Raw genomic sequence first — 25,393 nt, 5'->3', positions numbered from 1 at the left:
TAGTTCATGGGATGTCAAAACTTTCGGCGGCGGCGGTGCGATCCCATTTCCCTTTTCTTCGACCGATTGCGTAGAGCACGGCTAGCCCTTCCACCGTGGCACGCACATCGTGGACTCGGACTATCGAGGCTCCTTTCTGCACCGCAACGGCGGCTGCGACAACCGAGCCGAACTCCCGTTGGTGTACGCCGTTGCCGGTGGCGAAACCGATCATCGATTTACGGGACAGCCCAACCAGTACCGGCGATCCGAGGTCTGCGATCAATTCGAGCCGATCGAGCAACGCGAAATTCTGATCGACTGTCTTGCCGAAGCCGAAACCGGGATCGAGCAGGATGTGTTCCGAATCGATCCCTGCGTCGATGCATTCACGACGTCGGTGCTCGAGGGAGTCACGTACTGCAGCCACGACGTCCACAGCATCGACGCCGGCGTGCAACGCGGAGGCATCACCGCTCGTGTGCATGAGACACACCGGAACAGAGAGCTCTGCGGCAGCCTCGAGCGCGCCTGGCATCCGGAGGCCACGTACGTCGTTGATGATCGTCGCCCCCGCTTCGACCGCGGCACGCATGACCTCGGGCCGCGAGGTGTCCACCGACAACGGCACGTTCACTCGATTTGCCAACTCGGTGACGACGGGGAGGACGCGTTTCAGTTCTTCACCGACCGAGACGGCACGCGCACCGGGCCGAGTCGACTCGCCCCCGATGTCCAGGATGTCTGCTCCGTCACGGACGAGTTGGAGTGCATGCTCCACTGCATCGGGTACGCGACGAAAGTAGCCTCCATCGGAGAACGAATCGGGCGTGATGTTGACGATTCCACAGATCGAGGGACGTCCGGTTACAAAGCTCGGGAGTCGACTTCGGCCCACGGTCCGGGGGAAAAGCGATGACGCGGTTCTCATCACGTTCTCGACGAGATCAGAAACTCCGCGGATGCATCGAGCAGCCACTCAGCGACGTAGCGAGCGAACGAGGCACGTGCGAGCACCCGGTAGTCGGTCCCGTCGTCGTTCAGCGCGATGATGACCACTGCGGCGAGACCGAGCATTGTCTGCTGCGCCGCGCCCGAGCGGTACACGGACGGGTGCAAATCGAGGGAGCATCCTTTGGACAGAACCCGGCGAGCACGCTCGCCGGACAGTCGAATCGACGTGCGCTGTGCGGACACATCGGTCGCTGCACCGCCGTGTTCTCGCACTGCCCGCTGCAGGTCTGCCTCCAATTCCACACCGGACGCCGCGCGCGTGGTGATCAGCCATTCGCCCGGACCCAGCCAGATTGCTGTCGCAGCCGATGTGACGATGGCGGTTCCCGGCGCCGAGGGCAGGTCCGCCCCGACGATTGCTGCGACAGCGGTCGCGCCGTCCCCGGCCGGGTCGACCCATAGGTCGGCCATCGCGGTGAATGCCTCCTCGGCCATGTGAGCCGAATTCGGTTGCGATGCGAAGCGTTCTGCGAATCCATGCAGTGGGCTGATGGGAACGAGGGTGTCAGCCATCTCGGCGTGCTCCTTCGGGGTCGACAAGTACGGAAGCGGTGATCTGGGCTGCGATCAGGTCGCTGCCGATGGGGACATGCACGGTGTCGCCGATGCGGGCGCGCCCGCCTTTGATCAACGCCAGCGCGAACGGCCTGCCGAGTTCGGCGCTGAGGTAGCTCGAGGTCACATGACCGAGCATCGGGACAGGCGGGGGAGGGAGGATGCCGTCGTCGATCGTTTCGATGATCTGCGAGCCCTCAGGTAGAACCGTCGACTCGTCCAGCGGCAGCAATCCGACGAACTGCTTACGCAAGGGATTGGCGTTCTCCGATCGGGCAAACGAGCGTTTGCCGATGAAGTCCTTCTTCTTTTTCGACACCGCCCAACTCATACCCAGATCTTGCGGGGTGACCGTACCGTCTGTGTCCTGTCCGATGATGGGGTAGCCCTTTTCAGCGCGCAGGACGTGCATTGTCTCGGTGCCGTACGGGGTGATGCCGTGCTCTTCACCCGCCTCGATGAGCCGGGACCAGACAGCGGGTGCGTGCCAGCCGTCGACGTTGACCTCGTATGCCAGTTCGCCGGAGAAGCTGATTCTGGCGACGCGAACGTGCACGCCCCCGAGGTAGGCGTTGCGCCAGGCCATGAACGGGAACGAGTCCTGCGCGATGTCGATATCGGGAAATACTGCGCCGATGACGGCGCGGGATTTGGGACCGACGACGGGGAACGTCGCCCACTGTTCGGTCACCGAGGTGAGCCGCACGACGAGATCGGGCCATTCGGTCTGGAGCCACTCCTCCATCCAGTCGAGGATCTTGGCGGCACCGCCGGTAGTGGTGAAGACCTGGAAGCGTTCCTCGTCAAGGCGCATGACAGTGCCGTCGTCGATGACCATCCCGTCGACCCCGCACATGACGCCGTAGCGGACCATACCGACCTTGAGCGTGCTCATCATGTTCGTGTACAGCCGATCGAGCAGCAAGCCGGCATCGGGACCGGAGACGTCGATCTTGCCGAGGGTGGATCCGTCGAGGATGCCGACACTGCGTCTCACGGCAGCACACTCACGCAACACTGCAGCGTCCATGTCCTCGCCCGCGAGCGGGTAATACCGTGGTCTCTTCCACTGTCCGACGTCCTCGAAGACCGCGCCACGCGCGACGTGCCAGTCGTGCAGCGCCGTCTCACGTTTTGGATCGAACAACATGCCGCGCGAACGCCCAGCGAGCGCGGCGAACGCCACCGGGGTGTACGGCGGTCGAAATGTGGTGGTTCCCAATGTTTCGATCGATCGACCCAACAGCTCGGCAGTGATACCGGAGGCGATCACTCCGGAGGTCTTGCCCTGATCGTGCGCGGTTCCGATGGTGGTGTAGCGCTTGATGTGTTCCATCGCCGTCATACCCGCACCGACCGCCCGTGCAATGTCGGCGACGGTGGCGTCTCGTTGTACGTCGACGAACTGCGTGTGCTCGCCGCGGATGTCGGCGACGCGCCATAGTACGATCGGGTCCTCGTATGCACGGTCGGTGCTCGTTGCCTCAACGGCGGGCAGCGGATCTCCGCCGACGAAGCCCAGTGCGGCAAGCGCTTTGGCCGCCACGTCCTGGCCTGCGTCGATGCACGCGCCCAGGGAGAAGACGCCATCTGCCGATCCGGCAACACGAATTCCCTCGACGTCCTCACCCGGAACGAATGCACCGAGACGCTCGTCGTACCGGAGCTTTCCGCGCGCCTGGCTGAAGAGGTGGACCGCAGGATTCCAACCGCCACTGATCAGCAGCACGTCACACGCCAATGGAACTGACCCACCGAGATTTCCATCGGCTGTCGATGCGACGAGTGCATCGGTGACGCGATCGGTACCGCGAGTTCCGGTGACAACGGATTCGACGAGCACCTCGATACCGCGGCTGCGGCACTGAGAGACCCACTGTTCCGGTGCGCTCGACCGCGCGTCGACGACGGTGACGCCGACTCCCGCGTCGGCGAGATCCACCGCGGCTGCGTACGCGCTGTCGTTGGTGGTGAACACGACCGCCTGCTCGCCGACCTTGACCCCGTAACGGTGCAGGAAGGTGCGGGCGGCTCCAGCGAGCATGATGCCCGGCCGGTCGTTGTCGGTGAACACGATCGGACGTTCGTGTGCCCCGGTAGCGACGACGATTTGCTTCGCGCGAATTCGCCAGATCCGTTGACGTGCCACGTGCGCCGGCGCGTCGAATCCGAGATGGTCGGTTCGGCGCTCGAGGGCGAGCACGAAACCGTCGTCGTACGATCCGAAGGCTGTCGTCCGCTGAAGATGCAAGACATCGGGGTAGGTGTCGAGTTCTGCGACAACAGATGCCACCCAGTCCGTTGCAGGCGCGCCGTCGATTCGATCGGTGGTTCCGAGAAGTGTTCCGCCCGACTCGAATTGCTCGTCGATCAGTACCACCCGTGATCCCGCGCGCGCGGCGGTGAGTGCGGCAGCGAGACCGGCCGGCCCTGCGCCGACAACGAGGACGTCGGTGTGTTGGTGCACTGCGTCGTACAGGGCGGAATCGGCTACCTCTGCGAGGCGGCCCTGGCCGGGTATACCGCGCGCGACGAGGCCTTCGTACAGTTCGATGGTCGACGCGAGCAGCATCGGCTCGGGGAACGGTTCCTCTATCTGGACGAGGCCGCCGGTGTCTTCGGCCCAGGCTGCGGTGATCCCGCGCGGCCGGCCGATTTTGATACTCGTGGTCACCTGGTGAATCCCGTTCGCCAGTAACGCCGATGCGAGGGTGTCACCGTGGTACCCGGTCAACTCTTGCCCTGCAAACGTGAAAGACAGTGACTTGTCACGATCGATGCGCCCGCCCTGAGCGATCCGCTGTGATTCGCTGCGATCCGAATTCGTCATTTTATTGCCGGCCTCTGCTCGTCCAAGCGGTAGATGCTGTGAAATTTGTACGTGGCTGTGTCGCGAACGGCGTTGAACCACCGTCGGCAGCCTGCGTTGTGGCTCCATCGCTCGGCGAACAGGCCTTTGGTGTTACTGCGGAAGAAGACGTACTCGGCCCACTGCTCGTCGGTGAGCGCGTCCGGGTCGGCTGGATATTCGACGTGAGCTTCACCGCCGTAATGGAATTCGGTTTCTTCGCGTGGCCCGCACCAGGGGCATTCGATGAGTTGCATGTCGTATCTCCTTTTCAGTGCGCGACGGCTGCGGCGCCGTGTTCGTCGACGAGTGCACCGGTGACGAAGCGGTCGAGACTGAACGGTGCGATGTACGGGTGTGGTTCGTCGTGCGCGATGGTGTCCGCCAGGCACCAGCCCAGACCGGGGGTGGCCTTGAATCCTCCGGTGCCCCAACCGCAATTGAGATACACGTTGTCGTATGGAGTTCGGCCTACGATCGGCGAGGCGTCGGGGCAGACATCGACGATTCCGCCCCAGGTACGCAACAGGTGGGCACGGGCGAATACCGGGAACAGTTCGACTGCTGCTGCCATTTGGCGTTCGATGATGTGGAACGCGCCGCGTTGGCCGTACCCGTTGTAGGAGTCGACACCTGCGCCCATCACGAGTTCGCCCTTGTGAGCTTGCGAGACGTACACATGGATCGCATTCGACATCACCACGGTCGGGTGGACGGGCTCGAGCAACTCGGACACGAGCGCCTGGAGGGGATGCGACTGGACGGGGGTCTTGAATCCGAGCATATCGGTCAGCGTCGTCGTGTGCCCGGCCCCGCACAGTGCGACTTGCCCGGCACCGATGTTGCCGCGGGTGGTGTTGACGCCGGTGACCTTGTTTCCGTCGGTGATGAACCCGGTCACTTCGCAGTTCTGAATGATGTCGATGCCTGCTTCGCTTGCGCGGCGAGCGAAACCCCAAGCGACATAGTCATGTTTGGCGATTCCGGCGCGAGGCTGATAAGTCGCACCGAGGACCGGGTAGCGAATGTCGTCGGAGATGTTGACCAGCGGACAGAGTTTCTTGACCTCGTCGGGGTCGACCCACTGGGCATCTATACCGTTGAGCTTGTTGGCCTCGACGCGTCGCACGCTGTCGCGAACGTCCTGCAGGCTGTGCGCGAGATTGAGCACTCCGCGCTGGCTGAACAGGATCGGATAATCCAGGTCCTCTTCCAAGCCCTCCCACAACTTCAACGAGTGCTCGTAGATGTTCGCGCTCTCGTCCCACAGATAGTTCGACCGGATCAGGGTCGTGTTGCGCGCCATGTTTCCGCCGGCCAGCCACCCTTTTTCGAGTACCGCGACATTGGTGATGCCATGATTCTTGGCCAGATAATGAGCGGTGGCGAGGCCGTGCCCGCCGCCACCGACGATGACGACGTCGTAATTCTTCTTGGGCTCCGGGTTGCGCCAGAGAAAGTCCGGATGCTCGGGGAGGTGTGCGCCGGGAGGCTGCGTGACTGTGCTACTCATGAGAAGTCCTCGGAAAGAAGGGGGTAGAGCGGGAAGCGGTCGGCGAGTACGACGACCCGAGCGCGAAGTTCGTCGAGTGCGGCGTCGTCGGTGGACGGACGCAGTGCCCAGCTGATGATGTCCGCGACCTCGGTGAAGGCCTCGGTATCGAAGCCGCGTGTTGCCAGTGCTGGTGTGCCGATACGCACGCCGGAGCTCACCATCGGCGGTCTCGGATCGAACGGAACCGCATTGCGGTTGACGGTGATGCCGACCCGGTGCAGTCGGTCCTCGGCCTGCTGCCCGTCCAATGCGGACTCTCGCAGGTCGACCAGCACCAAATGGACGTCTGTTCCGCCGCTCACGACGTTGATTCCTGCGGCCCGGGAGTCGTCCTGCAGCAACCGGTCCGCCAGAATCTTCGCACCCGCCAACGTGCGCTCCTGGCGCTCACGGAACTGCGGTAGCGCAGCGAGCTTGAACGACACGGCCTTGCCCGCGATTACGTGCTCGAGTGGTCCGCCCTGCTGACCTGGAAAGACCGCCGAATTGAACTTCTTGGCAAGCGCGGCGTCGTTGGTGAGAATGACTCCGCCGCGCGGACCTCCGAGCGTCTTGTGGGTAGTGGAGGTGACGACGTGCGCATGCGGAACTGGGGAGGGGTGCAGTTTCGCAGCGACCAGTCCAGCGAAGTGAGCCATGTCGACCATGAGATAGGCACCGACTTCGTCGGCGATGCGCCGAAACTCCGCGAAGTCGAGCTGGCGCGGATAAGCAGACCAGCCGGCGACGATCAGCTTCGGCTGCGATTCTCGAGCGATGCGTGCAACCTCGGCCATATCGATTCGGTGGTCGTCCTCGCGCACGTGATACGCCGCGACCTTGTACAGCTTGCCGGAGAAGTTCAGCTTCATACCGTGAGTGAGGTGACCCCCGTGCGCAAGGTCGAGTCCCAGGATCGTGTCACCGGGCGTGAGCAAGGCTGCCATCGCCGCTGCATTCGCCTGCGCGCCGGAATGCGGCTGCACGTTTGCAAATGCTGCACCGAACAAGCTTTTGAGTCGGTCGATAGCCAATTGCTCGATGACGTCCACGTGCTCGCAACCGCCGTAGTACCGACGACCCGGATAGCCTTCGGCGTACTTGTTCGTCAGTACCGAGCCCTGGGCCTCCATGACGGCGGTGGGGGCAAAGTTCTCACTCGCGATCATCTCCAGCGTGCTCTGCTGGCGAAGGAGCTCTGCACCGATTGCGTGGTGCACCTCGGGGTCGAGCGCGGCGAGCGAATGGCTCAACATGTCATTCGCTGCTGCCACTTCGGTGCTGCCTGCAGTGTCGATGGTCATGGCTGCCTTTCTGTGGTTCAGCGTTACGTGGCTGATATAGACGTTGACGAACTATCCTGGGATCGAGATCTGACTTGTGAACTTCGGTCACACCGTGATGGGGCGCGCGACGTTCCGGGCTCACCGGCGGCGAGATTCGGCCTTGCACGTACCTGCCAGCGGGTCCTCGTTCAGACCGGTGGAACATCGGCTTTTTTGGTCAGGCACGAGCAGATACCCCAATCATGCGACTGAAGGTATGGGGCAGACCACTTACACTTTGTCGATAACCTCAGATATCGAACGAACGGAATGTCATGCCAATGTCGATTTCCGACGTTTTGACGCACCCAAGCCTCGCTGCTGGACAACCGCTTGTTCGCGTCGGCAACGACCTGTTGTCCAAACCTGTGCGCTGGGTGCATTCGAGTGAAGTGCTGGACATAGCCCACCTTCTCCGCGGCGGCGAGTTGCTACTGACCGGTGGGTTTGCGCTCGCCGCTGTCGATCCGAACGGGCTTCGGCGATACGTGCGAGAGCTCTCTGCTCGCCGTTTGGCTGGGGTCGCCATCGAGACCGGCCCGAATTTGCCGCAGATCCCTCCGGCACTCCTCGAGGAGGCGGAATCCGCTGGCCTGCCGGTAATCGAGCTCCGAGGGGTCGTGCCGTTCGTGGATGTCGCCGAAGCGGTCAACGGCCTGCTGATCAACGAATCGGTGCAGCGGCTACGTCGAGGTGACGCCATCGCTCACGCACTGTCCGAGGAGCTGGCCAAGGGCGGGGCAGCGCCCGAGTTGCTCGACGTTTTGGCGTTGTACTCGCCAGGTGACCTGGTGCTACTCGATGCAACCGGTGACGTGATCACAGCTCACGGAGACGAGATCGCCGTGCCGTACCTCGAGACGGGGGCGTGCAGCGTGCCGGTGAGTGTTCAAGGCGTCGGGGTGGCCACACTCGTCTTTCTACCTCGGGATCGCACCGATCACGTCACTGTCGACGCGGTCATAGAGCGAGCCCCTGCTGCACTCGCGATATCTCTGTTGCGGTCCTTCCCTCCTTCAGCAGCGGTCCGCGCGGCGCAGGCATTGATACGTATCATCTCTCAACCGAATCCAGCCCCGGAGCGACTGGCCGCAGCGGCACGTGCGGCGGGACTAACCAGTCCCGCGTCGTATGTCGGAGTCGTAGGACGTGTGGTCGCAGGTGCCGGCCCTCTCGCAGCTGTCGACGCCGCGTTGCACCGGTATTCCGCAGCAACGGTATCGGCCATCGTCGGCGACGAACTACAGTCGATTGTCGTCCTCCGAACACAAGATAGATCAGTGTCCCGTAGCGCGTTGATAGAGTCGTTGCGTGCCACTCCCGGTACCGAGTCGGTGCGATTGTCGGTGGGTCCGGTAGTGAGAATGTTCGTCGGATTACCGGAGACGCTGTCCGAGGCGTGGTTCGCGCTGGAACTTGCCCTCGATCTGGGTATCGCCGACACCGTTGTGGACGCTGCGGAACTTGCCATTGAGCGCCTCGGCCGACGGATCGGCGATCCCGCTCTCTTGGCCTCGTTCGTTCATGAGGTTCTCGATCCGCTCCTCGCAGACACACCGGACCGTGCTCACCGCATGATCGAGACGTTGGACGTCTATCTGCAGTGCGGTTGCAACAAGACGGAGTCTGCGGCACGACTGCACGTGCAGCGCCAGACATTGCACCAACGGCTAGTTCACATCTTCGAACAGCTCGGTGGGGATCCCACTGGATCGCCGCGCCTTGCAGTAATTCACCTGGCCACTCGCCTTTATTTAGGTGGCTCGATCGGCACACGCACGATCTGATCGACCTAGGGCATCGAGTCCGTTTCCTTGATTGGGCCAGTCTCGAGTTCATTCCTGCCTCGTTCGTCAACCCGAAATGACCTGGCCTCAGCGTGGACCGGGAGGTGTTGTTAACGTGTCGTTTCCTATGCAATTCAAGGAGTGATGGCGTGTCCACGCGTAGCCGAGTAGCAGCGATTTACGAACAAGTTCGAATGCGTAATGCTGGTGAACCCGAATTCCATCAGGCGGCTTCAGAGGTTTTCGAGTCCCTCCAAGTCGTTCTCGAGCGTCACCCCCACTACGCAGACGCTGGACTCATCGAGCGACTGTGCGAACCGGAACGGCAGATAATCTTCCGCGTTCCATGGACCGACGACTCAGGGGTCGTACACGTCAATCGCGGCTTTCGAGTGCAGTACAACAGCGCGCTGGGCCCATACAAAGGCGGTCTGCGTTTTCACCCCACCGTCAACCTGGGCATCGTCAAATTTCTTGGGTTCGAGCAGATCTTCAAGAACGCCTTGACTGGGCTACCGATCGGCGGGGGCAAGGGTGGTTCGGACTTCGACCCCAAGGGTCGCTCCGATGCGGAGGTGATGCGATTCTGTCAGTCGTTCATGACTGAATTACACCGTCATGTAGGCGAATACACCGATGTTCCCGCCGGTGACATCGGTGTGGGAGGCCGCGAGATCGGCTTCTTGTTCGGTCAGTACAAGCGCTTGACCAACTCGTACGAATCAGGAGTACTCACCGGCAAGGGCACAGCATGGGGAGGTTCCCAAGTTCGCCGCGAAGCTACCGGTTACGGTGTCGCATACTTCGTCGCCGAAATGCTCGAGGTGCTCGGGACATCCCTTCCGGGCAGGACGGTAGTGGTATCCGGATCCGGCAACGTCGCTATTTATGCGATCGAGAAAGTACATCAACTCGGCGGAACGGTGACCGCGTGTTCTGACTCCTCCGGCTACGTCGTGGACCCTGCTGGTATCGACGTGGCTGTGCTGAAGGAGATCAAGGAAGTACGCCGAGCACGCATCAGCGACTACGCCGATGCAGTCCGGGGCGCATCGTTCGTCGCTGCCGGATCGATCTGGGATGTCACGTGCGAAGTGGCGATCCCGTCAGCGACGCAGAACGAACTGGACTCCGACGCAGCAGCTGTACTCGTCGCCAATGGAGTGCAGGTTGTCGCCGAGGGCGCCAGCATGCCCACCACGCCGTCTGCCGTCAAGGTCCTTCGAGACGCGGGCGTAGCTTTTGCGCCGGGGAAGGCCGCCAACGCTGGCGGTGTGGCGACGTCCGCGCTCGAGATGCAGCAGAACGCCTCTCGGGACTCGTGGAGCTTCGATTACACCGACGAGCGCTTGGCTGCGATCATGCGCGGCATTCACCGTCGAACGGTGACCACAGCTGAGGAGTACGGCAGGCCAGGCGATTACGTCCACGGCGCGAACATCGCAGGATTTATTAAGGTCGCTGATGCTATGGCTGCACTGGGAGTGATCTGACGTCGGTCGGTGCACGGGCGATCGTTCTTACCGACACGAGCGGCAACAACCGATCGATCCGATCAGTGCACTTTCGGTCAACCGCCACTGCGTCGCGGATCGGCGCTGAACAACAGCCTCTGTACATTTCTCGATGCCAATCGCTGTGAGCGTCTTTCTCACTCTGGCATACGACACGCAAACGCTCGGGGTGGCAGGACCCCATTTGGTGAGCCACTCGCTATCAGAGAATCAATGCGTGTGAATACAGCTGGCAGCGTACTCATTTGGAGTTCGATACGCCAGCGATGAATGACGGTGCCGGTTGTTGTAGTCCTCCTTCCAGTCCTCGATGACCACCCGAGCTTCGAGGAGGCTGTGGAATTCGTTCATGTTCAGGCATTCGTCACGGACACGGTTGTTGAAGGACTCGATGTAGCCGTTTTTCCACGGCTGACCAGGTGGAACGTAGCCGATACCGACCTGATCCTCGCAGAACGTCCTCAGCGCCTCGGAGATGAACTCGGGCCCGTTGTCGCACCGCAGGACCTGCGGTGGGCCGCCCCAGAGCGCGAACGCCTTCTTCAACGCTGCGACGAGGTCCTCTGCCGGGATGGATCGCTCGACAATGTTCAGTACGGACTGGCGGGTGTGTTCGTCGACCATCGACGCGATCTTGAACTTCCGGCCCTCGGTGGTCGAGTCGAACTGAAAGTCGATCGCCCACACAACCTTCGGTGCATCTGCCTCGGTGATCGGAGTAGTCGAGGCGCCGGCCCGTTTACGTATCTTGCGGACGTTCACCCGCAGTCCTTCCTCGCGCCAGAGTCGCTGAACCTTCTTCTTGTTAATCACCCAGCCCGCGGCACGCAAGTCCGCCCATGCCCGCCGGAACCCTTTTCGCTGGTTGACTTTGGCCCAGTCCCGCAACCACTTCCGCAGATCGGCATCCGGATCATCCGAGGTGTTCCTTGCTACTTTCTTGCGTTGGGTCGATCGTGGTTGCCCGACGATTCTGCAGGCGAAACGCTGCGAGAGCCCCATTGTTTCCTGGAGCATCGTCACGGCGTTTCGTTTGGCGGTCGGGCTCAGAATTTTCCCTTCGCGATCTCCTTGAGGGCAGCCTTTTCGAGCTCGGCTTCGGCGAGGAGCTTCTTGAGCAGGGCGTTTTCGTTCTTGAGTTCCTTGAACTCTTTGGCGTCGTCGGCTTTCATACCGCCGTACTGCTTGCGCCAGTTGTAGAGCGTCGGCACCGAGACGTCGAGTTGTCGGGCGATTTCCTCGACGTCGGCGCCTGTGGCGGCGAGTTCGTCGCCGTGGCGCAGTTTGCGGATGATCTGTTCGGGTGTGTGCCGTTTGCGTCCAGCCATGAGATGAAGCCTTTCATGCCCTTGATCAGGGCGGAAGGATTCTCATAACTTGCGGGTCACTTCACGGGGGTCATGCCACACATCCGAGCTCGACTTCATCAAGAACTGCTGCTGAAAGGCCAGCTGGGGTGTGAGGAGTCCGCTGCCTTCATTTCGGGTCGAGTACACGAATGACTGGATCTCGCTCCACTTCGGGTGACGGTAAAACACTCGCGTGAAAGTGCTGCCGTTGACCATTATGTTCATCTTCGTTGCCGGGGAGCGGTGAGTCATCGCGTTACGTGTGTCCCGCAGCCATGGAAGCCACCCATGCATCAGGCCACTCCCTCTGGTGCCACGAACGAGTAGTCGCCTTGAGCTGCAACAGTTTTGATGATCTTCGAGACATGCTCGGCGAAGCGGGTGGCCGATTCGTGGGCAATGGGGGTGTCGGGGTGAGACACGGCGATCCAGGTTCCGGTGTGCATCCGGTTGATCCACATCGACGCGATTTGAGTCTCTTTGCCGCCGACGATTCCCGTTGCCTTCGTCTCGGCGTAACTGTATGGATCCGGCATGCGTCGGCCGTCGATGTACGAGACGATCGGCGGCGGGGTGAGCGTCTTCGACAGTCCGCCGGGTGCGGAATCCGACTCGGCCAAGCTCGACAGAACCAGATCGATGACCTGCTGCACAGAGACATCGAGGAGTGCCTTGCCGTCGTGGTACCCCTGCTGCCCGAGCTTTGCCAACTCGGTGAAGCGTCGCTTGTCGTCGACGTCGATGCCGACCGGGATCAGGTTGATGTACCAGCCCTGCGCAAACGAGTCGGCCTCGGTTCGTGTGCTGACCGGCGAGAGGGCGATGTACTTGTCGCGTCCGGCGAGTTCGAATTCCGCAATCGCGAGCGCGGTGAACATTCCGCCGATGAAGTTGGCGCCGTTGGCTTTACAAACCGCACCGAACTTCTCGCACTCGATGTCGTCGGCCAGGTCGAAGCGTGAACCGATAGCCGGTTTGGGCGCGTCTTCGGCCCCGAGCGGGAGCGGAAATCCGGGGAACGAGCCGCCGCTGCGCATGAGGTAACCGAGCCACTGGTGCACTTCGGGTGACTGCATCGTCAGTTCGGTTGTTCGCTCGCGTTCGACGCGACCGAACTGTGCGTAACTTCCGGCCGGCCCGAGCTCGGGATGCGATCCGGTCGTTTCCGCGGCGTAGAGCTGACGCAATTCTGCGTACATCAGCACCATCGAGTTCATGTCCGAATGGGCGTGGTCGACTGCATGGAACAGGGTGAAGCTCGGATCGGCTTCGAGGTCGGCATGGTGGTGCTCGACGGCACCGAACACGAAGGCCGGCCACTGCAGCGCGCTGGTTTCGGTGGCGAACTTGGTCGCGACGAGCGCGCGGATCGCCTCGGATTCGGAGACGTCGTCGCCGACGCGGTACTCGAGTTCGATGCTTTCGACCGGCACCACGTGTCGACGGACCTCGAACGAGGTGTCCGCAGCGTCGGTGGTTGCTTCGTCGAACGAGAACCAGCTGTGCAGCGTGTCGTGGCGACGGATGTAGCGCTGAAGTGCTCGCGTCATGGCGTCGCGGTCCAGTGTTCCTGCGAAATCGAAGGCGATACCGATCCACGGAGACTGCGGATCGCCCTTCTCTGCGGTGACGCGGGCGCGTCGCAGGTGGCGATCCTGCATCGTGGTCGGGGGTAGTTCTCGGTCGATCTCGGCTTCGGCGGCTCGTTGAGCGGAAGCATGCGTGACGCCCCATTCGATTACCCGCCCAGGAAGCGGGTGCCAATGGGTGATCAAGTTCAGATCCATCGAGTAGAACTCCTGCGTGTGTCGTCGAGAAGCCTGCTCTGAAAATGGGCAGACGACGAACTATCCCATCTGGGGGACTGAATTGTCCGAAATACTACAATCTAAACAAGAACAGGTTCTAGAAGCGTTGTGTTCGATTAGGATCATTCGGTGCTTCCGGACCCTTTAGGTGACGCTGTCGGCGCCGACCACAAGGGCGGGCGGCGAGCTGGTTCTCTGACGCCCTGGCTCGGGTTGGCGACGAGTCTGGCGGCGGCATTCATGCAATTGCTCGACGCGACCATCGTCAACGTCGCGCTTCCGAGTATCGCCGTCGATCTTCAAGCAGGCGTATCGGCGCAGTTGCTCATGGTCAGCGTGTACATCCTGGCTTTCGCGTGTTCGTTGATCACTGCAGCGCGGCTGGGGGACCTGTTCGGCCGTAGAGTTGTTTTTCTGACCGCCCTGTCCGTATTCGTGGTTGCCTCGTTGCTGTGCGGGCTCGCGCAGAGCGCGACGATGTTGATCGTCTTCCGGGGTCTGCAAGGATTGGCGGCCGGTTCGATGTCCGCCCAGACGTTCGCCATCATCTCGGGTCTGTTTCCGAAGGCCAGGCATCCGCGAGTCTTCGGGATCTACGGTGCGACCATCGGGCTCGCAACGGTCAGTGGGCCTCTGATCGGCGGGCTGCTGATCGAGTGGAATCTGTTCGACTGGGGCTGGCGCCTGATCTTCTTCGTCAACATCCCGATCGGCATCGCCGCCTTGATTCTCGGATATTTCCATCTCGTCGATGCTCGCGCTGAGCATGTGCGCTCACTGGACCTCATCGGCGCCGCACTGTCATCACTGGCGCTGTTCCTGCTGATCCTTCCCCTGGCCGAGGGAAGGGCGCGCGGATGGCCCACAGGTCTTGTCGTAATGCTCGCGATGTCGGTGCCGGTGGCATTGGCGTTTGTGCTCTACGAATCGCGTTTGGCGAAACGAGGCGGCGATCCGGTCCTTCGTCTCGAGCTTTTCCGCGACCGAGCCTTCACAATCGGCGCGGTTCTTGCGTTCGTTTTCTTCGGCACCCTGACTTCCTTGATCTTCACCATCAGTCTCACCCTTCAGTTCGGCTTCGGGTTCTCCGCATTGCGAGCGGGCGTCATGACGCTGCCGTGGGCCGTCGGAATGGGCGTGGCGGCGGTTCTCTCATCGGCGGTGTACCGGATGCTCGGAAACCGTGTTCTGATCCTGGGGATGGTCGTCTTTGCCGGCTCGCTGATCGCGCTGTCGATCATCCTCGAACGCGAAGGAACCGATCCACGCTGGCTCGCGCTCGCCGGTCCGCTGCTTCTCGGTGGCGCAGGTCTCGGACTGTTCGTGGCACCACTGCAAACCGCGATCCTTGCGACGGTCGAACCCGCGCACGCGGGTTCGGTGTCGGGACTGCTTCCTACCGTTCAGCAGGTTGGCAGCTCCATCGGACTGGCCTTGGATGCTCTCCTGAGAGTCAAGCTGCTTTTCGATGGTGTCGGGTGTTCGGGGTGATGGTCTGCGGTCCAGGGTTGAGGAGGTAGTAGACCTCGCGAGCCAGGTAGCGTTTCAGGCACCGAATGGTTTCCAGTTTCGAGTGGCCTTCGCTGGTTTTCTTCTCTACGTAGGCCTGGGTTTTCGGGTCGAGTCGAATGCGGCCGATGACGGCCAGATGCAAGGCTCGGTTGGCTTGGCGGTCACCGCCGCGATTGAGGCGGTGGCGTTGGGTCATGCCAGAAGATGCGGGTAGCGGCGCGACACCGCATAGCATCGCGAACGCGGCTTCGGATTTCATTCGATCGGAATTGTCGCCGGCGGTGACAAGCATTTGTCCGGCGACTTCGATACCGATTCCGACGCGCTCGAGTAGTTGAGGTGCGAGGGCTTTCACGATCGGGTTGATCAGTTCGTCGAGATCGGCGATCTCGTCGGTCAATTCGAGATAGCGGCGAGCCAGGGATTTCAGCGAAACCCGGTAGGCGGTCACAGGATCGGTAGCGTTCGAGACATCCGGCCGCCACGCGGCGAGGAGGCGTATCAGCTGCATCCGCGTCAGATCGCGGACCTGCTCGCGCAGCTCGTCGGGAGCGGAGATGATCGTCATCCGCCATAGTTGCAGCGCACTGCGCCGCTCTCGTACCGAATGGGCTCGGGTCACCCTCAACACACGAAGTGACTCGACGGCACCGTCTTTCGATTTCGGGGTGGTGGTGCGCCGGTTGGTTTTGGCTGCACGCGCTGCGTTAATGGCATCGAGGTCGTCGTTTTTGCCCTTACGGCGGCGGTCCGAGCGATCGGGGCGGTCCACCTCGAGTACCGTCACGCCGGCTTTCGCGAGGTGGCGGGTCAGCCCAGCTCCGTAGGAGCCAGTGCCCTCAATACCGATCCGGATCAGATTGCCGTACTCGCCGATCCAGGTCAGCATGGTTCGATACCCGTTTCGGGTGGTCGGAAAACTGCGAGTTCCGAGGACGTTGTCGTCGGTATCGATCACCGCGGCGACGTGCAGTTCTTTGTGGGTATCGACTCCGGCGAACACTTCCCGGTCTTGATCGAGATCGGCTTTGTCAGGCATCCTTGTCATGTCGCTTTCCTCTCCGTTGACCGATGAGCAAGGCGGCGCCGCGCATCGACCGAACCGGCGGACAAGACAGTGATGAGCACCTGGTGGTGCAGGCTCTCCTCAGGTCACCCCGACGGTGAGGCGTAGCGCCTCACCCGGGGGTCCCAGGGACCGACAAATCCAAGGAAAGACATACGATCGTCGATCGGAGTGCGGGTCAGGAACACTGGGAACTCCCGGCACCAGCATTCTCTCGTCTCCATGCGTTAACGGTCAGGAAATCCGAAAACACCGGCACAAACAGTCTCACTGTCCGAATGGTGTGGGATCAGTCGCGGCAAGTAAACGTCGCTGTACCTGACCGCCGGGAGTGTCTGCTTCGATGATCAAGGGATAGTCGAACAGGTTCTTTGGTTTCTGTGGCGACTTTCTCGCAGCGGTACGCAAATCTTCGATCGATTTCCAGTCGGACTGGACCACATTCTTGTTGCCGTATCCGCCCACAATGATGATTGCTGCAGCGAGGCGGTCAAGTACCTGCCCGAGATGAAAGAAGCATTGCTCAGCCGATGCAGTTAGTCGCTGCGCCCGACGCTCCACAGCTTCGCCACGTGGCATGGCTGCGAGATACTGCTCTGTCGAAGGGGTCTGCTGCACGGATAGGTGACATCTGATCTGTGGTGCCGAGAGGTGCCGCTGGAAGGATGTGCACCATGCCGAAGCCCTATCCCCGAGAGTTCCGTGAGGACGTTGTTCGGGTTGCCCGCAGTCGCGAGCCCGGAATGCTGTTGAAGCAGATCGCCGCCGACTTCGGGATCAGTGAATCCTGCCTGACGGGTTGGCTGAAAGTGGCCGATATCGAGGACGGAATCAAATCAGGAACTACCGGTGAGGACGTGGTCGAGAACCGGGAACTGCGCAAGCGAATCCGGTTGCTCGAGCAGGAGAACGAAGTCTTGCGCCGTGCTGCCGCCTATCTTTCCCAGGCGAACCTGCCGGGAAAATGATGTACCCGCTCGTTCGTGAGCTGGCCGAGGACGGCATTCCCGTCACGGTGACGTGCCGGGTACTCGAGATCGCTCGCCAGCCCTACTACCGGTGGCTGGCTGACCCGGTGACCGATGCCGACCTCGCGGAGGCCTACCGGGCGAACGCTCTGTTCAGGGCCCATAAGGACGACCCGGAGTTCGGCTACCGGTTCCTGTTCTACGAGGCTCGCGACGTCGGCCAGGTGATGGCCGAGCGCACAGCGTGGCGGATCTGCTCGAACAACGGCTGGGGGAGGGGGTTCGGCAAGAAACGCGGAAAAGCCAAGCGCCCGGGGCCTGCGGTCCACGACGACCACGTCCAACGCAACTTCACCGCCGATGCTGCGAATCAGCTGTGGTTGGGCGACATCACAGAGCATTGGACGAGCGAAGGCAAGCTCTACATGTGCGCGTTCAAAGACGTATTCTCCAACCGGATCGTTGGCTACTCCATCAGCGATCGGATGAAGTCCCGGCTCGCGGTCGATGCGCTCGACAACGCCGTCGCCCGCCGAGATTTCGTCGCAGGCTGCGTGGTCCACACCGACAGAGGATCGCAATTTCAATCAAAAAAATTCGTCCGCGCTCTGAGCCGCCATCACATGGTCGGCTCGATGGGCCGCGTCGCTGCGGCCGGCGACAATGCCGCCATGGAGAGCTTCTTCTCTCTACTGCAAAAGAACGTCCTGGACCGCCGCCCCTGGCGCACCCGTGACGATCTCAGGATCGCGATCGTCACCTGGATCGAAAAGACCTACCACCGCCGACGCCGCCAAGTCGGACTCGGCCGATTGACCCCCATAGAATACGAGACCATCATGACCACACCAGCCACTCAGGCTGCGTGACTCAACCTGTCACCTGATCGTGCAGCAGACCCAAGGCCGCTGCGTAGAACTCTGGTTCAGAGCCCGCCAGGCGTGCTTCACTGCATGGTTCTCGGCGTGGGCTTGTTCCTTGTGATCGACGGCTGCGAGCGAAGCCGAGGTCAGCGCCTCTGCGGCACCGCCCACTGTCTGGATTAAGTAGTCGGCCAGTAGTACGCGTGTCTTCCAGTCCAGGTATCCCGACCAATACTCGAATCCACCGCTGTCGATATCGAGGCTGGCAGTCAGGCTTGCTCGGAAGGCATTCAATGCGCTGATCGCTGGGCGCACTCGTCTCATGTACTCGTCAGCTGGCATAGGTGTAATCCTATGGACGCTTGAGAAGCCCATCTCCACACATATCCGGTTGACCCGGCCACCTGCGGTGTCCCCCGAAATGAACTCCGCTGCGCTCCGCTCTGAAAAACCGTTGATTTGTTTCCTTACCGTTTTTGCGGGCGGCATTGGCCGAACATTTGTAGGTTCGGAGCTGCCTGGGAACGCCGGGTATGGCTTCTTTGTTTCTGCCGTGCACATGGCTGAAGGAGAATGGCCGCCCGGTGTTCTCGACGACTCGACCGCTCATCGAGAGACGCGAACCATATCGCTGTGTAAGGACACGACGGAGGGGTCGTCCACCAGGTTTTCACCCGACTCGAGAACCGACCGAAGGGGAGCGCGTGAAGCAACTCTGGGCAGGTATAGACGCAGGTAAAGCCCACCACCACTGCGTGGTGATTGACAGTGACGGAACGCAATTGCTCTCTCGCCGGGTCGCCAACGACGAGCAGATCTGACGACGCTCGTCGACAACGTCGTCGATCTCGCCGGTGGTGGTGTGGTGATGTGGGCGGTGGATCTCAAACAGCGGCGGTGCTGGACTGCTGATCGCGCTGCTCGCAGACCGAGATCAGACGTTGTTGTATCTGCCCGGCCGGATCGTTTATCACGCCGCTGCAGCTATCGCGGTGACAGCAAGACCGATGCGAAAGATGCGGCGATCATTGCTGATCAGGCGCGGATGCGCCGTGATCTGCATCCGATGCGGGTGGACGGTGAGATCAGTGTGGAGTTGAAGATCTTGACCTCTCGACGCACGGATTTGATGCGTGATCGGACCCGGGCGATCAATCGACTGCGGGCATTGCTCACCGGGTATTTCCCGACGCTCGAAAGATCACTCGATGTAAGTAACTCCGTAGGGGTTGATCTTGTTGTCCCGCTATCAAACGCCCGGCGGACTTCAGAAACTTGGTCGGACGAAGTTGGAAGCGTGGCTGCGGAAGAAGAAGGTATACAACGCCTCTCGGCTTGCTGATACTGCGATCGAGGCTGCACGCGGGCAGTTGGTGCGGGTGGCTGGTCAAGATGTCGCCGCATCGACGGTAGGCAGGCTGGCGCACCAGGTTCTTAGCCTGAACGTTGAACTGCGGGAGTTGGATTCCGCGATTGAGGAGCGGTTTCGTCGCCACCGCCACGCGGAGGTGATCGAATCTATGCCATGTTTCGGACCGCTACTTGGTGCCGAACTCCTTGCCGCGACTGGAGGTGATGTGTCTGCGTTCGGATCTGCCGACAGATTGGCGGGCATCTCCGGTCTGGCGCCGGCGCCGCGTGATTCTGGGCGGGTCAGTGGAAATCTCCGCCGGCCGCGCCGATATGACCGCAGGTTGTTACGTGTTTTCTACCTGTCGGCGCAGCTCAGTATTCGGCACAACGATCAATCGCAGCTCTTCTACAATCGTAAACGTGTGGAAGGGAAACACCATACGCAAGCAGTGCTCGCCCTTGCGAGACGGCGACTAAACGTGTTGTGGGCGATGTTGCGGGACGGCTGTCCCTATCGAATGCCGGACTTCGAGCGCGACGGCGCAGTGGCCTTTCACGGGTAACATCGGAACCCGATATCGGTATTCGGTCCTCGACGCTCAGTGAGGTGATTGGTGAAGGAATTCCAGCGGGCCGCTGTGCGACTGCATATTCTTCATCACGCTGCGCAGGAACCGATTTACGGGGCGTGGATGTCGGAGGAGCTTGCCCACCATGGTTACAAGGTCAGCCCAGGCACCCTTTATCCGACGTTGCACCGTCTCGAAGTCGACGGGCTCCTCGAATCGGAATCTGTTGTCTCCGAAGGACGTAATCGTCGGGTGTATCGCGCAACGGAAGCCGGAGAGGTAGCTTTGGCCGAGGATCGGGCATCCTTGGCGGAATTGGCCCGTGAGGTGCTCGGCCCGTCGTGGTCGGAGAACTGATCTCACCGAACAGGTTTCGTGGTCCTCTGGCGCGCCGCGTAGATGAGTGCGCCGATTGCGAGTACACCGACGCCAGCGGCGACTGATGCAGCCGGCAAGAATGCTGCCAGCAATACACATCCGAGAGCACCGAGAGTCGGCACCACCCGAGTGCGAGTGCGCGGCGACAACGTCCACGCGGACGCATTCGCAATCAAGTAGTACGCCAGCACCGCGAACGAGGAGAACCCGATCACCTCACGCACATCGGCGGTAACCGCCGCGACCGCAACGACGAGGCCGACGACCAACTCGGCGCGATGGGGCACTCCGAACCGCGGATGAACCTGGGCCAGAGCACGTGGAAGATACCCGTCTCGTGCCATGGCGAACGATGTCCGTGACACCCCCAGCACCAGTGAGAGCAGTGAGCCGAGTGCTGCGACGACAGCGCCGATCCGCACGATCACCTCGAACTGGCCGAATCCCGCCGCCCGCACTGCCTGCGCCAGCGGATCGGTCGCCGCGGCGAGTCCTTCGGTGCCTAGTGCGCTCAGAACCGCGATCGCCACCACCGCATACACGACCAGCGTGATGGCCAAGGCGATCGGAATGGCACGTGGGATAGTGCGTTTCGGATCGTGAACTTCCTCGCCGAGTGTGGCGATACGTGCGTAGCCGGCGAACGCGAAGAACAGTAGACCGGCGGCCTGCACCACCCCGGTGAAGGACATCGCCCCATCTGTGGCGAACGGCGACTGGGCGACGGAGGTTCCGGTCAGGCACAACACCACCACGAGAGCGAGGATCGCCAGAACTACCGTCACGATGATCCGAGCGAGCATCGCCGACTTCTGCACACCGACGTAGTTCACACCGGTGATCACCATGACCGCGAAGACAGCGACGAGATGTTCGTGCCCCGGCCACGCATATGTACCTACCGTTAACGCCATGGCGGCACACGACGCGGTCTTACCGACGACGAATCCCCACGCCGCGAGATATCCCCAGAACGGCCCCAGCCGTTCACGCCCGTACACGTACGTGCCACCGGATTCCGGATACAGCGCGGCCAGACGAGCCGAGGACGTCGCGTTGCAGTACGCGATCACCGCGGCCACCGCCAACGCGATCAACAAACCACCATGTGCTGCCGCAGCTGCCGGTCCGAGGGCTGCGAAGATTCCGGCGCCGACCATGGCGCCCAACCCGATCACCACCGAATCAGTGACACCGAGCCTGCGTTGCAAGTGTGGTGAATCCGGTGCACCTGCAGGCGATGGTGATTCTGTGCCGGGCGATGACGTCACGACAGACTCCCTCTCGAATCTCGATATCGTGATCCGATATCGGACTCTGATAGTAGAGGCGATAAGGGTGAATCGCAGAGGGGAACGAGATGTCGGTCAGGTGAACAATCGATCCATCGAGGATGCCGCACCGTCAGATCCCCGCCGCACTGATCGGTTCTATCGCTGGTGGTTGGTTCGGCCGCTGGTTCTTCGGGCTAGTTGTTGTGGGTATGGACGTTGTTGACGCGGGACTGAAGTAGACGGGCTGGTCCTCGGCGTAAGAATGGGAGTTGCGACACAACCGTTCTCGACCAAAAAGGACCAGCCCTGTGACACACCGTAATGCCCCACTCACTGTCGAAGGAAGACGACGACTCGTCGAGCGGTGCCAGAGCCGTCCGATCGCCCACGTCGCCGCAGAAATGGGTATCTCACGCCAATGCGCATCCAAGTGGGTCAACCGGCACCGCAAGTACGGTGACCTGGGACTGCAGGACCGATCCAGCACACCAATACACCAACCGGCCGCCACCGCGGCAGGGATCGTGACCGAGATCGAATCCATGCGACGAACCCGAAAATGGTCGGCCTCACGCATCACCTTCGAACTGGGAACCGACGGCATCGTCATTGCTCGTCGAACAGTCACGAAAATTCTGCGGAACCTAGGATTGCACCGTCGCCGGTTCATCGACCCGAACGGCGAAACCAACCGAAAACCCCAGGTCATCATTGCGAAACGACCTGGTCAGATGGTCCACGTCGATGTGAAGAAAGTCGGGAAGATCCCCGACGGCGGCGGCTGGCGTGCCCACGGCCGCGGCTCCGAGCAGGCCAAACGATCCGAGCGCCGGAAAAAGAAGAACAAACAGGCCCGCCTCGGCTACACCTATCTGCATTCCGCGATCGACGGCAACACCCGCCTGGCGTACACCGAAGCCCGCGACAACGAAACCGCTGCAACAGCCATCGATTTCATGAACAACGCCCGCGTCTTCTTCGCCGCACACGGAATCGCTCGCATCGAGCGCGTGATCACCGACAACGGATCATGCTATCGCGCAGCAGATTTCACATCTTCACTGCGAGAGGCACGGCACTACCGGATCAAGCCGTACACCCCGAAACACAACGGGAAGGTCGAGCGCTACAACCGCATCCTCGCCGAAGAACTGCTGTACTCCCGCGAGTACACCAGCGAAGCCCAGCGTCGCACCGCCGTCGAAATCTGGAATGTTCACTATAATTATCACCGACCGCATTCAACACGCGGAGGACGACCGCCTGCCGCTTACCGCCGGCACCGCGTAACTAACGTCCGTGCCTCATACAGCTAGTGGGAGTTCCTCGACGTTTTCATCGCTAGAACGTGGACCAGTTCGATTCGATCGGGTTCCATGTTCCGGTGTCGAGGTGGCGGCCGAGTAGTGGGTTGAGGCATTGGCCGACGATGCGTAGTGCGCCGTCGATTTCGCGTGCGTGTTCGGGGAGTCCGGGTACGGTTTTGGCGATTTTGGCGTAGCCGGCAGTCCAGGATGGTGCAGGCTCAGCGAGGGTGGTTGGCAGTGTCAGTGTGCGCCGTGCGGATTCACGTTGCAGGGCGGTGCGGGTGAGGGCGGCGTCGAGGGCCCACGCGGTCACGATCAACGCGAGGTCGACCAGGTCGTGGTAGCGCGTCGAGGGTTGTTGCAGGTCTCCGTACCGTTCGTACATTGCGCACACCTTGTCGGAAACCTGTTGCGGCAGTGGGTATAAAGCGAATTTCGGCATGGGCGCCAGCTCGTCCATCTCGACCACCGGGCGAGGAAGCTGGTAGTCCACGTCGCCGACCGGGACCAGTTCGGTGGACAGGTCGATCGGGAAGTCTGCGAGTTGAACGGCGCCGAGGTAGACCTTCACTTTCACGCTGGCTCCGGATACGCCGCCGGTCATTAGTCGCGGTGGGTCGAACACGAACCGGAACGGGTCGAGATCGCTGTCCGTTTCGGCGATCGCGACGAGTTCGTGCAGCGCGTCAGCGACGGCGGCGGAGGTGTGCAGCAGGTCGATGTCCTGGCTGTAGCGGGCATCGGGTCGGCGCACCAGCAGTGAGGCGCCCCCTTTGAGTAGCCAGCGCTCGCCGGGTTCGGAGAACACGCGGGCGAGGAAGCGTTGGAGGAAGAACTCGCGTCGCAACTGTTCGGTGCTGCGGCCTCGGGAAGTGGTTTCGTTGCGGATCCGGTCCTTGAGAGAGCGGTTGAATGCCGCCGGGTTGTTGCTGCGGGGCGGTCTGTCGGTGCTCATGTGGTCCTTCTGATCAGCTGGACATGGTGGCTGCGGCAGTGGTGTTCCCACCGGGGATGAGGCGGCGACTCAATGCCAGCGTCGACTCCGGTATGCCGGCCTCGGTCAGTAGCCGGTCGAGTAGACCTGCGCCGTCACCGGGTGTGGTCCCGTACTTGTGCGCGTGCTGCCCCAACACGGCGATCAGGTCCTCGGTGTCGACGAGGTTGGTGGTGACGGCGTCGCGTACGACGGAGGCGAGGTGTCCGCCGTCGAGGTGGTCGGCGGCGAGGTCGTCGATGGTGGCGAGGGCGGTGCTGACGGGGAGGCCGTCGAGGAGAGTCCACCGGCTCCGGCCTGGCCGGGCGGTGCGGTATCGGACATCGGCGAGGCGGGATTGTTTGCGGCCGGTGGTGGCGAACTCCATGACGTCGGCGTCGAGGTCGCCGAGGTCGTGGAGTCTGGCGGCGGAGCGATGGGAGACGACGCCGGGGTGTTCGGCGTCGAGCCGTTCGCCTGCGGTGACTGCTGGTTCGATCATCAGCCATGCCGCGCGGAGCTGTTCGTGGGGGACACTCGGTGCGCCGCTGATTCGGTAGACCCCGTGGCGGAGTCGTTCGATGGTGCCGTGGTCGGCGAGGCGGGCGATGCGTTGGGTGGAGAATCCGAGGGTCCGGGTTTGTGCGGTGGTGAACAGGCCCCATTGGCTGGCGGCGAGGTCTGCCAGGTCGAGGGTCTTGTTGTCACTGCGCATACTGCAATAGTAACCCACAGGAGGTGATTATTGCAGTATGCGCAGGAGTTTACTGCGATGAGGCTCAGTGGCTGATTGAGCGGGTTCGTTCGGTCGGGGTGTCTTTCAGTCAGTTCACGTCGATGTCCGAGTCGGCAAATGAGTGGTGTATGCGACGAGCTCGGGTGCCGCCTCCCGGCGGCGGAGGTGGCATTCGGTTGCAGTGGGAGGGTGAGGGAAATCGTTGGGGGTGATTGTTGTCGGGTTGGTACGGGTTCTCGAATTGCTCTGAGAGCTGGATGCGATGGGTCGGGCGTCTGCGCCGGCTCGGGTTGCGCGCTCGTAGATCAGGGGTGCGGCGGGCGTGTGGAAGCCGATTTTGGGGTGTTTTTGAATATTGTTGTGTTTCAGTAACTTTGGGTGATTACTTGGTGGGTAATCGGTTTCGATGATTACGCATGAAGTTGTGTTAGTAAAGCTTCAATTATGTTGTGGTGGATACGATTTGAATGTTTCGTGATTCTACTTTGTTTTGCGGTTTGGGGTGTGGTCCTGTAGGATGGGAAGCATGATGACGATGAGCTGGCAGACGCGAGACGAGGTAGTTTCGAGCGACCTGCGCGCCTCCCCAGCCTCGTTTGATACTTGGGTACCGACCTCTCAGTTCCGATCAAATACTTTGGCGACAAAGAAAATTCAGGAATTTAGAGGAGCGAAGCGAGT

Annotated in this window: 20 protein-coding genes and 3 pseudogenes; 8 read left to right on the top strand and 15 right to left on the bottom strand. The window is 61.5% G+C overall.

Going from position 1 to position 25,393, the window contains the following annotated elements; genetic code table 11:
* Positions 1 to 4: 4 nt before the first annotated feature.
* The 6 genes from folP to glyA are packed head-to-tail and all read right to left on the bottom strand — an operon-like array spanning position 5 to position 7,234.
* Complete coding sequence (folP, locus tag YH3_RS34225) at positions 5 to 877, bottom strand: dihydropteroate synthase (protein WP_238592794.1); 873 nt, start codon at positions 875 to 877, stop codon at positions 5 to 7.
* Between the two features lie 32 nt (positions 878 to 909).
* A complete protein-coding gene (locus YH3_RS34220; protein ID WP_064445123.1) occupies positions 910 to 1,506 on the bottom strand; it encodes a sarcosine oxidase subunit gamma in 597 nt (198 codons plus the stop codon).
* Complete coding sequence (locus YH3_RS34215; protein ID WP_064445122.1) at positions 1,499 to 4,378, bottom strand: 2Fe-2S iron-sulfur cluster-binding protein; 2,880 nt, start codon at positions 4,376 to 4,378, stop codon at positions 1,499 to 1,501. The genes YH3_RS34220 and YH3_RS34215 overlap by 8 nt, the downstream gene beginning before the upstream one ends.
* Positions 4,375 to 4,653 (bottom strand): sarcosine oxidase subunit delta, encoded by a 279-nt coding sequence (locus YH3_RS34210; protein ID WP_064445121.1) that lies wholly within the window; start codon positions 4,651 to 4,653, stop codon positions 4,375 to 4,377. The genes YH3_RS34215 and YH3_RS34210 overlap by 4 nt, the downstream gene beginning before the upstream one ends.
* 14 nt (positions 4,654 to 4,667) lie before the next feature.
* Entirely contained in the window at positions 4,668 to 5,909 is a 1,242-nt protein-coding gene (locus tag YH3_RS34205; RefSeq protein WP_064445120.1) for a sarcosine oxidase subunit beta family protein, read from the bottom strand.
* The gene (gene glyA / locus YH3_RS34200) at positions 5,906 to 7,234 is read right to left on the bottom strand and encodes a serine hydroxymethyltransferase (RefSeq protein WP_064445119.1); all 1,329 of its coding nucleotides are present in this window, start codon (positions 7,232 to 7,234) and stop codon (positions 5,906 to 5,908) included. Before glyA ends, YH3_RS34205 begins: the two co-directional genes overlap by 4 nt.
* Before the next feature lie 302 nt (positions 7,235 to 7,536).
* Here glyA and YH3_RS34195 point away from each other — a divergent pair, with 302 nt between their 5' ends.
* Both YH3_RS34195 and gdhA read left to right on the top strand, forming a co-directional pair.
* Positions 7,537 to 9,042, top strand: coding sequence for a PucR family transcriptional regulator ligand-binding domain-containing protein (locus YH3_RS34195; protein WP_238592790.1), 1,506 nt, complete (start codon positions 7,537 to 7,539; stop codon positions 9,040 to 9,042).
* A gap of 149 nt (positions 9,043 to 9,191) precedes the next feature.
* Positions 9,192 to 10,535 (top strand): NADP-specific glutamate dehydrogenase, encoded by a 1,344-nt coding sequence (gdhA, locus tag YH3_RS34190; RefSeq protein ID WP_064445117.1) that lies wholly within the window; start codon positions 9,192 to 9,194, stop codon positions 10,533 to 10,535.
* Positions 10,536 to 10,766: 231 nt separating this feature from the next.
* Here the strand turns inward: gdhA and YH3_RS34185 are convergent, their stop codons facing one another.
* The 3 genes and pseudogenes from YH3_RS34185 to YH3_RS34170 all read right to left on the bottom strand — a co-directional run bounded on the left by YH3_RS34185 (position 10,767) and on the right by YH3_RS34170 (position 13,692).
* A complete protein-coding gene (locus YH3_RS34185; protein WP_238592793.1) occupies positions 10,767 to 11,750 on the bottom strand; it encodes an IS3 family transposase in 984 nt (327 codons plus the stop codon).
* Positions 11,717 to 11,884: pseudogene (locus tag YH3_RS37055) on the bottom strand (transposase); the annotation flags it as partial. The gene YH3_RS34185 and the pseudogene YH3_RS37055, both read right to left, overlap by 34 nt.
* Before the next feature lie 314 nt (positions 11,885 to 12,198).
* A complete protein-coding gene (locus YH3_RS34170; RefSeq protein WP_042449584.1) occupies positions 12,199 to 13,692 on the bottom strand; it encodes a condensation domain-containing protein in 1,494 nt (497 codons plus the stop codon).
* 150 nt (positions 13,693 to 13,842) lie between these two features.
* On the opposite strand from YH3_RS34170, the pseudogene YH3_RS34165 reads away from it, so the two are divergent.
* A pseudogene (locus YH3_RS34165) lies at positions 13,843 to 15,150 on the top strand (MFS transporter); the annotation flags it as partial.
* A 16-nt stretch (positions 15,151 to 15,166) separates the two neighbouring features.
* Here YH3_RS34165 and YH3_RS34160 read toward each other — a convergent pair.
* The gene (locus YH3_RS34160; protein WP_082920800.1) at positions 15,167 to 16,273 is read right to left on the bottom strand and encodes an IS110 family transposase; all 1,107 of its coding nucleotides are present in this window, start codon (positions 16,271 to 16,273) and stop codon (positions 15,167 to 15,169) included.
* Positions 16,274 to 16,558: 285 nt separating this feature from the next.
* Positions 16,559 to 16,852 carry a hypothetical protein gene (locus YH3_RS34155; protein WP_154100415.1) on the bottom strand — a complete coding sequence of 98 codons (294 nt, stop codon included), beginning with the start codon at positions 16,850 to 16,852 and terminating at the stop codon, positions 16,559 to 16,561.
* A gap of 113 nt (positions 16,853 to 16,965) precedes the next feature.
* Between YH3_RS34155 and YH3_RS34145 the strand changes: the two genes are divergently transcribed.
* Positions 16,966 to 18,128, top strand: a protein-coding gene (locus YH3_RS34145; RefSeq protein WP_154100271.1) for an IS3 family transposase whose coding sequence is annotated in 2 segments (ribosomal slippage) — positions 16,966 to 17,250 and positions 17,253 to 18,128 — 1,161 coding nt in all. Because the reading frame shifts where the segments join, the coding sequence is not laid out codon by codon here.
* 9 nt (positions 18,129 to 18,137) lie between these two features.
* On the opposite strand, the gene YH3_RS34140 is transcribed toward YH3_RS34145, so the two are convergent.
* Positions 18,138 to 18,464: a hypothetical protein gene (locus YH3_RS34140; protein ID WP_154100414.1), complete on the bottom strand. Its 327-nt coding sequence runs from the start codon at positions 18,462 to 18,464 to the stop codon at positions 18,138 to 18,140.
* Positions 18,465 to 18,655: 191 nt separating this feature from the next.
* Here YH3_RS34140 and YH3_RS37470 point away from each other — a divergent pair.
* The 3 genes and pseudogenes from YH3_RS37470 (at position 18,656) to YH3_RS34130 (ending at position 20,401) form a co-directional block, all read left to right on the top strand.
* Positions 18,656 to 19,464 (top strand): annotated as a pseudogene (locus YH3_RS37470) (IS110 family transposase).
* The gene (locus tag YH3_RS37465; protein WP_371595652.1) at positions 19,412 to 20,038 is read left to right on the top strand and encodes a transposase; all 627 of its coding nucleotides are present in this window, start codon (positions 19,412 to 19,414) and stop codon (positions 20,036 to 20,038) included. Before YH3_RS37470 ends, YH3_RS37465 begins: the two are co-directional and overlap by 53 nt.
* 51 nt (positions 20,039 to 20,089) lie before the next feature.
* On the top strand, positions 20,090 to 20,401 hold the full coding sequence (locus tag YH3_RS34130) for a PadR family transcriptional regulator (protein WP_054782151.1): 312 nt from the start codon (positions 20,090 to 20,092) through the stop codon (positions 20,399 to 20,401).
* 2 nt (positions 20,402 to 20,403) lie between these two features.
* On the opposite strand, the gene YH3_RS34125 is transcribed toward YH3_RS34130, so the two are convergent.
* Entirely contained in the window at positions 20,404 to 21,582 is a 1,179-nt protein-coding gene (locus YH3_RS34125) for an amino acid permease (RefSeq protein ID WP_154100417.1), read from the bottom strand.
* A gap of 422 nt (positions 21,583 to 22,004) precedes the next feature.
* Here YH3_RS34125 and YH3_RS34120 point away from each other — a divergent pair, with 422 nt between their 5' ends.
* Positions 22,005 to 23,012, top strand: a complete 1,008-nt coding sequence (locus YH3_RS34120; RefSeq protein ID WP_154100361.1) for an IS481 family transposase — start codon at positions 22,005 to 22,007, stop codon at positions 23,010 to 23,012.
* A 25-nt stretch (positions 23,013 to 23,037) separates the two neighbouring features.
* On the opposite strand, the gene YH3_RS34115 is transcribed toward YH3_RS34120, so the two are convergent.
* Both YH3_RS34115 and YH3_RS34110 read right to left on the bottom strand, forming a co-directional pair.
* Positions 23,038 to 23,958 (bottom strand): nucleotidyl transferase AbiEii/AbiGii toxin family protein, encoded by a 921-nt coding sequence (locus YH3_RS34115; protein ID WP_064445110.1) that lies wholly within the window; start codon positions 23,956 to 23,958, stop codon positions 23,038 to 23,040.
* 13 nt (positions 23,959 to 23,971) lie between these two features.
* On the bottom strand, positions 23,972 to 24,691 hold the full coding sequence (locus YH3_RS34110; RefSeq protein WP_064445109.1) for a type IV toxin-antitoxin system AbiEi family antitoxin domain-containing protein: 720 nt from the start codon (positions 24,689 to 24,691) through the stop codon (positions 23,972 to 23,974).
* Positions 24,692 to 25,393: the final 702 nt, after the last annotated feature.

Origin of the sequence: Rhodococcus sp. YH3-3 (assembly GCF_001653035.1) — a bacterium.
GTDB lineage: Bacteria > Actinomycetota > Actinomycetes > Mycobacteriales > Mycobacteriaceae > Rhodococcus_F > Rhodococcus_F qingshengii.
This window is presented reverse-complemented; position numbering and strand designations above follow the sequence as displayed.